Genomic DNA, 12,223 nt, shown 5'->3' on the forward strand with positions numbered 1-12,223 from the left:
TGTCATCTAGACGTTTGTCGCGTCCATTCGAACCTCACGCTGCAAGGCCCTTGTAGTCGCGCACCAGGCCGATATGGGCATACACCACATTCTCGGTAAATAGCTTAAAGAAACGCCCATAAACGCATCAGGCGGCCTCCCAGTTCCAGCGGCTTTCGGCGACGGCATCGTGGGCATGCAAACTTTCAGAGTGGATAACCCGTACCTGAAAGCCGCCGATGCCAGGTGAGCGTTTCAAGGCCAGGTTCAAGCGCCGGGCGGCGTCTTCACAGAACATCAGGTTCTGTCCGTTGGCCAAGGCGAACGCCTGTTCATCCGCGCGCTTGACGGCGGTTTGTACGGCGGTGCCGAGGGCTGCTTCAGCGTCGTTGATGACCGCGATCAGTGGCAGCTCATCCACATACTCGTACAGACGCAGACTCAATTGCGCGGTGCTGCGTTGACTGTGGGGAGTGGCGACTATGCCTTCACTCGAGCCAAGCCAAGCCAGTACTTCGGTGTGATGCAAAGCGCGGTTGGCAAAGTCATCGACAAATTTCTGCTGAATAAGCTGTCGAGAGAGCGCGGCTGAACAGGGACAGGTTGAGGAATAAGGCAGGGCAATTTTTAGTTCCACGTGGAACATCGCACTTTTCAAACGCGCTTCGATGCTCACGGGATAGCTTTTCCAGCCAGCCAATGGACTGATCAGTGCCGGTCGTTTCAGCAGCAGATCGAGGTGAATGTTCAGATAAGCGCTGTTGGCCAGTCCCTCGTGACTGTCGAGGAAACTTCGCAAAATACGCCGCAGCAGATCGGGCGAGAGCGTTTCGTGCTCAAGTTTTTCCAGCGCCAGGTACAGCCGCGACATATGAATACCTCGCGCCTCGCCGTTATTGAGGCTCACACCGGCATCGGCCGTTGCAGGCAACATCTTGCCGTCGAGCAAAACAGGAAGAGCAATGCCGCACATGCCCACCCACTCCAGTGGCAGGGCTTGGCTTGAAGCCTGCGCGGCGATGTCCGGCAGAGTCAGCGCGTTCATGGGGAAATCCATCGTGGAAGTGTTTGCGTAATGTTATATGATAACATTCAGCAAGCGATAGATTTTTATGAATGACCCTGTGAGGAGCTTCCGATGCCCAATCGCCTTCCCGTAACAGTCCTGTCGGGCTTTCTTGGTGCAGGAAAAAGTACACTTCTTAATTACATATTACGTAATAGAAATGGCTTGCGAGTCGCTGTAATCGTCAATGACATGAGTGAAATCAACATAGACGGCAGCGTGGTCCAGCGCGATGTCACTCTCAATCGTGCAGAAGAGAAACTCGTGGAAATGAGCAACGGCTGCATCTGCTGCACGTTGCGCGAAGACTTGCTGGAGGAAGTCGGCGCGCTCGCCCGGGACGGTCGTTTCGATTACCTGTTGATCGAATCAACCGGCATTTCAGAACCGCTGCCCGTGGCGGAGACCTTTACTTTCCGCGACGAACACGGCCAGAGCCTCTCCGACATCGCCCGGCTCGACACCATGGTCACCGTGGTGGATGGCATGAATTTCCTGGTCGACTTCCAGGCCGCCGAAAGCCTGGCTTCCCGTGGCGAAACGCTGGGTGAGGGGGATGAACGCGCGATCACCGATCTGTTGATCGAGCAGATCGAGTTCGCCGACGTTATCCTGATCAGCAAGATCGACTTGATCAGCCGCCGTGAGCGCGAGGAACTGATGGCGATCCTCGAACGACTCAACGCCCAGGCGCAAATCCTCCCGATGGTGATGGGCGAGGTGCCGCTGGAGACGATCCTCGACACCAGTCGCTTCAACTTCGAGAAGGCGGCACAAGCGCCGGGCTGGTTGCAGGAATTGCGCGGCGAACACGTAGCGGAAACCGATGAGTACGGCATCGCGACCTGTGCCTATCGCGCACGTCGACCTTTCCATCCGCAGCGGTTCTTCAACTTCATCGACGGTCCATGGCTCAATGGCAGGCTGCTGCGCTCCAAGGGGTTCTTCTGGCTGGCGAGCAAACATACGGACGCCGGTAGCTGGTCCCAGGCCGGTGGGATGATGCGTTATGGTTTTGCCGGGCGCTGGTGGCGATTCGTGCAGAAGGACCAGTGGCCACAGGACCCGGAAAGCAGCGTTGCCATCCTGAAGAACTGGGAGGCTGCCAGTGGCGATTGCCGGCAGGAACTTGTGTTCATCGGCCAGAATATCGATTTCGCGCGACTCACCGCCGAGCTCGACGATTGCCTGTTGAGCGATGAGGAAATGCTGCTGGGCGCAGAGGGCTGGTGCTTGTTGCCTGATCCGTTCGGCCCCTGGCACGAGGACGCCGCTTGATCTTCAAGGCGTGAGCCAGGTTCCCTGGCTCTGGGCTTCGCAAAACGGCTTCAGATACGCCGCATCCGTGGCAACGCCGTAATAGTGAATATCCTGCCGGTAGGGCATATTGGCGACTTGGGCGTTGCTGCACACGCCGAACTCCCCACCAGGGCATTGGTCGACGTACTGCACCTCGACTTTCTGCCCCGCAAGGTTTGGCTGACAGAATCCGTCGGCGAAGAGTTTTTCTGGAATGTTGCGGTTCTGCTGGCAGACTTTCACGTCGAGCCGTTCCGCCTGACTGTGGACCACGCAGGCCTGGGCCAACGCCTCGCTGCAATTGAGCACCAGCAGCAATGACCATCCAATCCACCGCATTCTTACCTCCTCAGACACCTTCGATCATGTTGCAGAACATACCCACCCATGTCATCGCCGGACCCTTGGGGGCCGGCAAGACCAGCCTGATCAAGCACCTGCTGGCACAACGTCCCGCTGGCGAACGCTGGGCGGTGCTGATCAACGAATTCGGTCAGATCGGTATCGATGCCGCGTTGTTGACCCGTGATGCCGATGGTATCGCACTGGGTGAAGTGGCCGGGGGCTGCTTGTGTTGTGTCAACGGTGCACCGTTCCAGATTGGTCTCGGTCGTTTGCTGCGCAAGGCGCGACCGGATCGATTGTTCATCGAGCCTTCCGGGCTGGGGCATCCGGCGCAATTGCTCAGGCAGTTGCGGGAAGCGCCGTGGCAAGGTGTCCTGAGCGTCCAACCCTGTGTTCTGGTGCTGGACGCCCAGGCACTTGCGGCTGGCAAGCCGCTACCGGCGGCGCAGCAGGACGCGCTGGAGAGTGCCGGCCTGTTGCTGATGAACAAGTCGGAACACCTCGATGAAATCGTTCGTCAGCAACTTGCCGCGCTGTTGCCGAGGCGCCCGTTGTACTGGGCGCACCATGCAGCGATGCCATTGAGCCAATTGCCGGGCCTGGACGCTCGGGCTGTGGCGGGTGTGGATAACTTCGTGGCGCCCCGGGGGCTGGCGCAGTTGCCGGCGATCTGGACTGATCCGGAGCGGCCGATTTGCCTGAGTCAGGAACAGGAGGGCGGCTGGAGTATTGGCTGGCGCTGGCATCCGAGCCAGGTGTTTGATGCTGACAGGATTGTTCGCTGGCTTATTGGCCTTGAATGGCGGCGGGCGAAGATGGTTATCCACAGCGCTGGGGGGTGGGTGTCGGCGAATGCGTTGGATAACGCGGTGCTGGCGTGGCAGCCCAGCGAATGGCGGCAGGATTCGCGGATTGAGCTGATTTTTGATGGGTTGCAGGATGTTGATGTGCTGCAACGGGCTCTGGATGGGTGTCGATTGGGGTGAGGATCAAAAGATCGCAGCCTGCGGCAGCTCCAGGGGATTGTGGGATCTTCAAGGCCGCCACTTGGTGTGTTCCTGTCGCCACTGGCTCAACTCGATCACCTCGGCTCGCGGCTTGACCACGTCCGCCACCGTGGGTGTGTCGTCGAATGGCATGGGATAAGGCGCCAGCTCGATCTGTACGCTGTGTGGGCCGAACTGGGTGATGGTACCGTTGTGGCGGGTTTCGCCGGTCACGGTGAATTCGAAGTTGTACACACGGGCCAATCGTCGCCGACCATTGGCATCCTTGATGAACGCGATTCTTTTCAACGCCACGTTGCCATCCAGCAGCTCGATCCCGAGCTTGGCGCAATGCTGCTTGACCCGTTCCAGTGCGTGTTCGCGCAAGCCATGGTTGTGCCACAGCCAGGCACCCGCAGTGGCGAAAAGCATCAGCACTAAAATATTTCCAAGGGTCAGCATCAACAGGGTGCTCCAACAAGATAGTGTCAGCTTAACTGTGTCGCCGGTCTGTCGTACAGGCTGCGTTTAGTCGCATACTGCGTGGCTCGAATTTCAATCGTTTTACGGATAACTCACCGCATGAAACGTACGCCCCATCTGCTCGCTATCCAGTCCCACGTGGTGTTCGGTCACGCCGGCAACAGTGCCGCGGTCTTCCCGATGCAGCGCGTCGGGGTGAATGTCTGGCCGCTCAACACCGTGCAGTTCTCCAATCACACCCAGTACGGCCAATGGGCCGGTGACGTACTGGCACCGCACCAGATTCCCGATCTGGTCGAAGGTATCGCGGCCATTGGCGAGCTGGGCAATTGCGATGCGGTGCTGTCCGGTTACCTTGGCAGTGCGGCCCAGGGCAGGGCGATTCTGACGGCGGTGGCGAGAATCAAGTCGTTCAATCCCAAGGCGCTTTACCTGTGTGACCCGGTGATGGGCCATCCGGAGAAGGGTTGCAGCGTGCCGGGGGAGGTCAGTGATTTCCTGCTGGAGGAGGCCGCCAGCGTGGCCGACTTCATGTGCCCCAATCAACTGGAACTCGACAGTTTCTCGGGGCGCAAGCCGCAGTCACTGTTCGACTGTCTGGCGATGGCACGTGCGCTGCTCGCACGCGGACCGAAGGCAGTGTTGGTCAAGCACCTGGACTATCCCGGCAAAAAGGCCGATGTCTTTGAGATGTTGCTGGTGACGGCTGAAGGCAGCTGGCATCTGCAGCGTCCGCTGCTGGCGTTTCCGCGTCAGCCGGTGGGTGTGGGCGACCTGACCTCCGGGTTGTTTCTGGCTCGCGTTCTGCTGGGCGATAGCCTGGTGGCGGCGTTCGAATTCGCCGCGTCGGCGGTGCATGAGGTGTTACTGGAAACCCAGGCCTGCTCCAGTTATGAACTGGAACTGGTTCGGGCTCAGGACCGGATTGCGCATCCGCGAGTACGGTTCGAGGCGACTTCGATCAGTTTGTAACCCAAAAAGATCGCAGCCTGCGGCAACTCCTACTGGCTGCGATCTTTTGCTTTAGGCGTCGCCCTTGATTTCCTGGTAACGCTTTTCCAGCTCCTGACGAATCTGACGACGTTGCTGGGCCTGCATGTAACGGCGCTTGTCTTCGCTGTTTTCAGGTTGCAGCGGCGGCACGGGGGCGGGTTTGCGCTGATCATCCACGGCGACCATGGTGAAGAAGCAGCTGTTGGTATGGCGTACCGAGCGCTCACGGATATTCTCGGTCACCACCTTGATGCCCACCTCCATGGAGGTGTTGCCGGTGTAGTTGACCGATGCAAGGAAGGTCACCAGTTCACCGACATGGATCGGCTCGCGGAAAATTACCTGGTCCACCGACAAGGTCACCACGTAGCGGCCGGCATAGCGGCTGGCGCAGGCGTAGGCCACTTCGTCGAGATATTTGAGCAGGGTGCCGCCATGGACATTGCCAGAGAAGTTGGCCATGTCGGGGGTCATCAATACTGTCATCGACAGCTGGGCGTTTCCGGGTTCCATAGCGTTCTCACGGGTCAAGGCTAGGTTTGAGGGACGCACCTCTGCGGGCGCTTCAGCGGGTTTTTTCAAACCGACAGTTATCGGGACGCCGCGCGGGCAGCCGCCGTCACGCCCAATCGATCTGTTTCCATATATTGCACCGCCTTTGCGCCCGTAGTCGCGGTGTTACCCTGCAAAAGCCCAGACCCAAGGGAAAAGTCCTACACGAAAAGCGCCATGTCACCCCAAGGAGCCCCACGCCATGCATGCCATCAGTTTTATTCAGGATCTGGCAGTGATCATGTTGGTCGCAGGCGTGGTGACCGTACTGTTCCATCGACTGAAGCAACCGGTGGTGCTGGGTTACATCGTGGCCGGCTTCATCATTGGCCCGCACACGCCGCCGTTCGGCCTGATCCACGACGAAGAGACCATCAAGACCCTGGCTGAGCTGGGGGTGATTTTCCTGATGTTCTGCCTGGGCCTGGAATTCAGCCTGCGCAAGCTGTTCAAGGTCGGTGCCACGGCGTTTATCGCGGCGTTCCTGGAAATCGTACTGATGATCTGGATCGGCTACGAAATCGGCCGCTGGTTCGATTGGAACACCATGGACTCGCTGTTCCTCGGGGCGATCCTGGCTATTTCCTCGACCACCATCATCGTCAAGGCGCTCAATGACCTGAAGATGAAGAACCAGCGCTTTGCGCAGTTGATCTTTGGCGTGCTGATCGTCGAGGACATCCTGGGCATCGGCATCATTGCCTTGCTGTCGAGTATCGCGGTCAGCGGCACGGTCAGTTCGGGTGAGGTGTTTTCCACGGTCGGCAAGCTGTCGCTGTTCATGATCGTCGCGCTGGTCATCGGCATCCTGCTGGTGCCGCGCCTGCTGGCCTACGTGGCCAAATTCGAAAGCAATGAAATGCTGCTGATCACAGTGCTGGGCCTGTGTTTTGGCTTCTGCCTGCTGGTGGTCAAGCTTGAGTACAGCATGGTGCTCGGCGCATTCCTGATTGGCGCGATCATGGCTGAGTCGCGGCAGTTGCTGAAAATCGAGCGCCTGATCGAGCCGGTCCGCGACCTGTTCAGTGCGATATTTTTTGTTGCCATCGGTCTGATGCTCGATCCGATGATCCTGCTGCAATACGCCTGGCCCATTGCGGTGATTACCGTGGCGGTGGTGCTCGGCAAGATGCTGTCCTGCGGTCTTGGCGCCTTTATCGCCGGCAACGACGGACGCACCTCACTGCGCGTCGGCATGGGTCTTTCGCAGATTGGCGAATTTTCGTTCATCATCGCTTCGCTGGGCATGACCCTGCAGGTCACCAGCAACTTCCTCTATCCGGTAGCCGTGGCGGTGTCAGTGCTCACTACGTTGATGACGCCGTACCTGATCCGGGCAGCGGACCCGTTGTCGATCAAACTGGCGGCCGTGATGCCGCAGCGCCTGGGCCGAGTGTTGGGCATGTATGGCGAATGGCTGCGCAGCATCCAACCGCAAGGCCAGGGCGCATTGCTGGCCTCGATGATTCGCCGGATCTTGCTGCAGGTGGGGGTCAATCTGGCGCTGGTCATTGCGATCTTCTTTTCCGGCGCGTACTTCGCCGAAGGCATATCCACTTATCTGCAAGGCTGGATCAGCGACCCGAGCTGGCAGAAAGCGTTGATCTGGGGCGGGGCGCTACTGCTGTCGCTGCCATTCCTGATTGCCGCGTATCGCAAGCTCAAGGCATTGTCGATGTTGCTGGCGGAAATGGGCGTCAAACCGGAGATGGCGGGCCGTCACACGCAGCGAGTGCGCCGGGTGATCTCCGAAGTGATCCCGATCCTCTCGCTGCTGGTGATTTTCCTGCTGCTGGCAGCCTTGTCGGCCAGTATTCTGCCGACCAACAAGTTGCTGGTCCTGATCGCCGTGGTCGCTGCCGCTGTGGCGGCACTGCTGTGGCGCTGGTTCATCCGCGTGCACACGCGGATGCAGGTGGCGTTGCTCGATACCCTGGAAAACCACAAGGATTCGCCGGGACATTGAGCCGGTGGGGCGTCGACTGCCTCAGCTTTCCAGCCAGACGTCCCGCGCCCAGTGCCATACCGATTCCCAGGTCTCTTCGGCGATCAGCTCTTCTTCGGCCTGCCAAAGCACCACGGTGCCGTCTTCTTCGACGCAGTAGTAGTCGTCGCCGTCCTGGCAGATCGGAATGAGGCTGCGATCAACACCTGCATCCCAGGCGTTGGCGGCAACGTCCGGCAGGTAGGTGTGGGATTGCGGGTCAGTCACGGTGACCGGTTCCAGGCTGCCATAGACCACGTCGCTGACGGTCAGCAGGAACTCTCTGAAGACGAATGGAATGTCGATGAACAGTTGTTCTTCGATCTCGACCAGCAGGTCTTCGTCGGGTAACTCCAAGGGGACCGGTACCGGTTCGTTGGCTTCACGCAGTTGTTCGATGATTTCTTCCACGTCCGGGATCCTCTTGCATGTATGGCGCGGTTTATATGGGGCGGTTTATACAGTAGCTCGCTATAGATGCAACCGCGAAATAGAAAACCCCAGCCGAGGCTGGGGTTTTTATTACAGCAGGTGAAGCGCGGAGGGGTGTCAGCCGTTCTGGCGGATACCGGCCACCAGCCAAGGCTGGTTCTCGCCCTGTGGACGTTCCATGTTCCAGCTTTCGCTGAACACTTCACCCTGGTCGAAACGCGAGGTTTTCGACACGCCGCTGAAGGTCAGGGTGGCGATGGTCTTGTCGGCACGGTCATCCACACCGTCCAGTTGCACATTGAGGTTATCAATGTAGGTGGACTGGAAGCCGTCACCCAGATCAGCACGTTCGCGCTTGAGGAACTCCAGCATTTGTGGGGTCACGAACTCGGCGATCTTGTCCATTTCGTTGGCGTCCCAGTGCTGTTGCAGGGACTGGAAGTGGTTACGGGCCGCTTCAATGAAGTTCTTTTCATTGAACCAGGACGGGGCGTTGATGACCGGACGAGCGGCAACCGGGGCAGCCGAACCGCCGAAGATCGAACCACCAGCAGGTTTGTGCTCGAATGCTTCACGCTGCATTGGGGGCGCGTAGCCTGCCGGAGCCATGTGCTCCTGCTGCTTGCGACGACGAGCGGCGATGAACCGGAAGACCAGGAACGCGATGACCGCCATGATCAGGATGTCGAAGATCTGCATGCCCTGGAAACCGTCGCCCATGAACATGGACGCCAGCAGGCCACCGGCGGCGATGCCAGCCAGAGGGCCGAGCCAGCGCGAAGCGCCACCGGCCTTGGCGGCGGCGCCAGCGGCACCGGCTGCACCAGCGGTCGCTGCTGCGCCGCCCATGCCTGGAGAAGAAGGAGCCATCTGGCTGGTTTGATGTGTCGGCGCAGCGCCTGCGCTTTTGCCACCACCAAAGCGCTTGGCGGCATTGGCGTCGAGGCTCATCGTCAGGCCGATGCACAACGCCATGGCGATGCTAAGAAAACGTTTCATAAAGGGAATTCCCATTTGTGGAAGGCACGCGCGCCATGTTGCACAGCTGAAGTGTTACTGGCTAGCGGCAGAGTGTTTCGGGCTTTTGCCTGACAGGTTGCATTCAGCTTCAATCAGCGCAATAGGGCCTGTTAACTTTGGTCTGTAGGATAAGTGGTTAAGTTCTGTAGGAAGGGATGCCTAACGTCGCAGCACGAGCAGGATGACTCCCGCCGTTATCAGGCCTATGCCACTCCATTGGCGCAGATCGAGCTTTTCGCCCAGCAGGACCACACCGAGCACGGCCACCAGCACCACGCTGAGTTTGTCCACGGGAGCGACCAGCGAGACCGGGCCGACCTTGAGTGCGCGGAAATAACAGATCCACGATGCACCGGTAGCCAGGCCTGACAACAAGAGGAAAAGGTAGCTCCTGGGAGAGATCGATCCTAATGACTGATATTGGCCCGTGGCGTACAAAATCAAGGCCAGGCTGACCAGTACTACCACGGTGCGTAACAGCGTGGCGAAGTCTGGATTGAGGTTTTCGACACCGATCTTCGCAAAAATGGCGGTCATTGCCGCGAAAGCGGCGGATAACAGGGCCCAGAATGTCCAGGAAGAAAAGAAGCCTGAGCCCATGGGTGATCATCCTTTTTAGACCAGCGTGGCCAGCCAAAAGATCGCAGCCTTCGGCAACTCCTACAGAAGCCTTCAGGCTTTAGATCGCTTCCAGCTTTGCGTACCCCAGCATCAGCCACTTGCTGCCTTCGCTGAAGTTCACCTGCACCCGAGCCGCCGCCCCGGCGCCTTCGAAGTTGAGGATCACGCCGTCACCGAAGATCGAGTGGCGTACCGTCTGGCCCAGGCTGAAGCCGGTCTGCGGAATCTCGCTGCCGCTGAACAGGTTGCTGCCACTCATCGACTGGTTGCCACCGAACGGTCGGCTGACGCTGTTGGACAGTCGAACTTCCTGGATCAGGCCTTTCGGAACTTCACGTACGAAGCGCGACACCTTGTTGTAGGTCTCGCTGCCATAAAGGCGTCGGGTTTCAGCATAGGTCATCACCAGGTTCTGCATGGCCCGCGTGATACCGACATAGGCCAGGCGACGCTCCTCCTCAAGACGGCCGGGCTCTTCCAGGCTCATCTTGTGCGGGAACAGGCCTTCTTCCATGCCCACCAGGAACACGTAGGGGAATTCCAGGCCCTTGGCGCTGTGCAAGGTCATCAGCTGAATACTGTCTTCGTGTTCGTCGGCCTGGGTATCGCCAGCTTCCAGCGAGGCGTGACCGAGGAAAGCCGCCAGTGGCGTCAGGTCCTCGTCCTCTTCGCTGTTTTCGAAGTTACGCGCGGCGCTGACCAGTTCCTCAAGGTTCTCCACCCGGGCCTGGCCTTTCTCGCCTTTTTCCGCTTCGTGGTAGGCGATCAGTCCCGACTGCTCGATGACGGTCTGGGTCATCAGGTGCAGCGGCATTTCCATGCACTTGGCGGCGAGATTCTCGATCAACTCGACAAACGCCCCCAGCGCGCTGGCTGCGCGGCCGGTAACGCCTTTGTTGGCCACCAGTTGACGCATGGCTTCCCACATCGACACATCGCTGTGGCGGGCATGGTCGCGGATCGCTTCGACGGTTTTCTCGCCGATGCCCCGGGCCGGAACGTTGATCACCCGTTCCAGCGCGGCATCGTTGCCACGGCCTTCGAGCAAGCGCAGGTAGGCCATGGCGTTCTTGATTTCAGCGCGTTCGAAGAAGCGCTGGCCGCCATAGATGCGGTATGGAATGCGCTCGCGCAGCAAGGCTTCTTCCAATACGCGCGATTGGGCGTTGGAACGGTACAGAATCGCGATATCGCTGCGAGCCAAGCCAGTTTTCAGCGCACTTTCGATGGTTTCGACAACATAACGAGCTTCATCGTGTTCGTTGAATGCGGCGTACAGGTTGATGGCTTCGCCGTCGCCACCATCGGTCCACAACTCCTTGCCCAGGCGCCCGGTGTTGTTCGCGATCAAGGCGTTGGCGGCCTTGAGGATGCCGGCGGTGGAGCGGTAGTTCTGTTCCAGACGAATGGTTTCAGCGTCCGGGAAATCTTCGGAGTATTGGTAGATGTTCTCGATTTTCGCGCCACGCCAGCCATAGATCGACTGGTCGTCGTCGCCGACCACCATCAGGCTGTCGCCACCCTTGGCCAGCAGGCGCAACCAGGCGTACTGCACGGCGTTGGTGTCCTGGAACTCGTCCACCAGGATGTGCCGGAAGCGCTTTTGATAATGCGCCAGCAGGCCAGGGTGATCGCGCCACAGGTCGAGGGCACGCAGCAGTAATTCGGAGAAGTCGATCACACCGGCGCGCAGGCAGGCAGCCTCGTAGGCTTCATAGATGCTGCGCATGGTGGCCAGGAACAGATCGCCGCTGGCTTGAATGTGTTGTGGGCGCAGGCCTTCGTCTTTCTGCCCGTTGATGAACCATTGGGCCTGACGGGCGGGCCAGCGCTGTTCGTCCAGGCCAAGCTCGCGGATCACCCGCTTGACCAGGCGCTGCTGGTCGTCGCTGTCGAGAATCTGGAAAGTCTGGCTCAAGCCCGCTTCCTGCCAGTGCGCCCGCAGCAAGCGGTGCGCCAGGCCGTGGAAGGTGCCGACCCACATGCCGGCCGGGTTGATACCCATCAGCTGCTCGATGCGATGGCGCATCTCGGCAGCAGCCTTGTTGGTGAAGGTCACCGACAGGATGGAGTGGGGCGAGGCGTTTTCGACCTGGATCAACCAGGCGATACGGTGCACCAGCACTCGGGTTTTACCGGAACCAGCACCGGCCAGGACCAACTGACGACCCACGGAGGCAGCTACGGCCTGACGTTGGGCATCGTTGAGGGAGTTCAGCAGAAGGGAGAGATCATCGCGCATCGGGGCATTCTAGGGGGCCGCGTCACCCCGGGCAAACCCCGCTTTGCTTTAGCCGATGAAAGTTACCCATGGACGACCGGTCGGTCATCGCCTGCAAGCGTTGGCTGGCCTCGTCTGAAGGCATTCTGCCACTTTTGGAGTTCGACATTTTTTGTCTGTTTTTTGATCGGTAGCGGTTTGGTCCGGGCATTGCGTTGTGTATGCTCCGTCGACGTTTCGGG

General features: G+C 59.3%; 12 protein-coding genes. 4 read left to right on the plus strand and 8 right to left on the minus strand.

The window, feature by feature from the left end:
- Positions 1 to 127: 127 nt before the first annotated feature.
- Positions 128 to 1,024 carry a GTP cyclohydrolase FolE2 gene (folE2, locus tag ACYP2Q_RS09425; RefSeq protein ID WP_459730225.1) on the minus strand — a complete coding sequence of 299 codons (897 nt, stop codon included), beginning with the start codon at positions 1,022 to 1,024 and terminating at the stop codon, positions 128 to 130.
- A gap of 93 nt (positions 1,025 to 1,117) precedes the next feature.
- Here folE2 and zigA point away from each other — a divergent pair, with 93 nt between their 5' ends.
- Positions 1,118 to 2,323: a zinc metallochaperone GTPase ZigA gene (gene zigA, locus ACYP2Q_RS09430; protein ID WP_459730226.1), complete on the plus strand. Its 1,206-nt coding sequence runs from the start codon at positions 1,118 to 1,120 to the stop codon at positions 2,321 to 2,323.
- Between the two features lie 3 nt (positions 2,324 to 2,326).
- On the opposite strand, the gene ACYP2Q_RS09435 is transcribed toward zigA, so the two are convergent.
- Positions 2,327 to 2,683, minus strand: coding sequence for an NADH:ubiquinone oxidoreductase (locus ACYP2Q_RS09435; protein WP_459730227.1), 357 nt, complete (start codon positions 2,681 to 2,683; stop codon positions 2,327 to 2,329).
- 26 nt (positions 2,684 to 2,709) lie between these two features.
- On the opposite strand from ACYP2Q_RS09435, the gene ACYP2Q_RS09440 reads away from it, so the two are divergent.
- Positions 2,710 to 3,675: a CobW family GTP-binding protein gene (locus tag ACYP2Q_RS09440; protein ID WP_459730228.1), complete on the plus strand. Its 966-nt coding sequence runs from the start codon at positions 2,710 to 2,712 to the stop codon at positions 3,673 to 3,675.
- Positions 3,676 to 3,723: 48 nt separating this feature from the next.
- Here ACYP2Q_RS09440 and ACYP2Q_RS09445 read toward each other — a convergent pair whose 3' ends face one another.
- Positions 3,724 to 4,137 (minus strand): DUF3301 domain-containing protein, encoded by a 414-nt coding sequence (locus ACYP2Q_RS09445; protein WP_459730229.1) that lies wholly within the window; start codon positions 4,135 to 4,137, stop codon positions 3,724 to 3,726.
- Positions 4,138 to 4,257: 120 nt separating this feature from the next.
- On the opposite strand from ACYP2Q_RS09445, the gene pdxY reads away from it, so the two are divergent.
- Complete coding sequence (gene pdxY / locus ACYP2Q_RS09450; protein WP_459730230.1) at positions 4,258 to 5,130, plus strand: pyridoxal kinase PdxY; 873 nt, start codon at positions 4,258 to 4,260, stop codon at positions 5,128 to 5,130.
- Positions 5,131 to 5,181: 51 nt separating this feature from the next.
- Here pdxY and ACYP2Q_RS09455 read toward each other — a convergent pair whose 3' ends face one another.
- The gene (locus tag ACYP2Q_RS09455) at positions 5,182 to 5,664 is read right to left on the minus strand and encodes an acyl-CoA thioesterase (RefSeq protein WP_008064551.1); all 483 of its coding nucleotides are present in this window, start codon (positions 5,662 to 5,664) and stop codon (positions 5,182 to 5,184) included.
- A 241-nt stretch (positions 5,665 to 5,905) separates the two neighbouring features.
- On the opposite strand from ACYP2Q_RS09455, the gene ACYP2Q_RS09460 reads away from it, so the two are divergent.
- Positions 5,906 to 7,669 (plus strand): cation:proton antiporter, encoded by a 1,764-nt coding sequence (locus tag ACYP2Q_RS09460; RefSeq protein WP_459730231.1) that lies wholly within the window; start codon positions 5,906 to 5,908, stop codon positions 7,667 to 7,669.
- A 21-nt stretch (positions 7,670 to 7,690) separates the two neighbouring features.
- Here ACYP2Q_RS09460 and ACYP2Q_RS09465 read toward each other — a convergent pair whose 3' ends face one another.
- The 4 genes from ACYP2Q_RS09465 to uvrD form a co-directional block, all read right to left on the minus strand.
- Positions 7,691 to 8,098 carry an SMI1/KNR4 family protein gene (locus tag ACYP2Q_RS09465; RefSeq protein WP_003187120.1) on the minus strand — a complete coding sequence of 136 codons (408 nt, stop codon included), beginning with the start codon at positions 8,096 to 8,098 and terminating at the stop codon, positions 7,691 to 7,693.
- Positions 8,099 to 8,236: 138 nt separating this feature from the next.
- Positions 8,237 to 9,118, minus strand: a complete 882-nt coding sequence (locus ACYP2Q_RS09470; RefSeq protein WP_459730232.1) for a Tim44 domain-containing protein — start codon at positions 9,116 to 9,118, stop codon at positions 8,237 to 8,239.
- Positions 9,119 to 9,298: 180 nt separating this feature from the next.
- Positions 9,299 to 9,739 carry an EamA family transporter gene (locus tag ACYP2Q_RS09475; RefSeq protein ID WP_459730233.1) on the minus strand — a complete coding sequence of 147 codons (441 nt, stop codon included), beginning with the start codon at positions 9,737 to 9,739 and terminating at the stop codon, positions 9,299 to 9,301.
- Between the two features lie 79 nt (positions 9,740 to 9,818).
- Entirely contained in the window at positions 9,819 to 12,002 is a 2,184-nt protein-coding gene (uvrD, locus tag ACYP2Q_RS09480) for a DNA helicase II (protein WP_459730234.1), read from the minus strand.
- Positions 12,003 to 12,223: the final 221 nt, after the last annotated feature.

The sequence above is a fragment of the Pseudomonas sp. MHK4 genome (genome assembly GCF_054600775.1).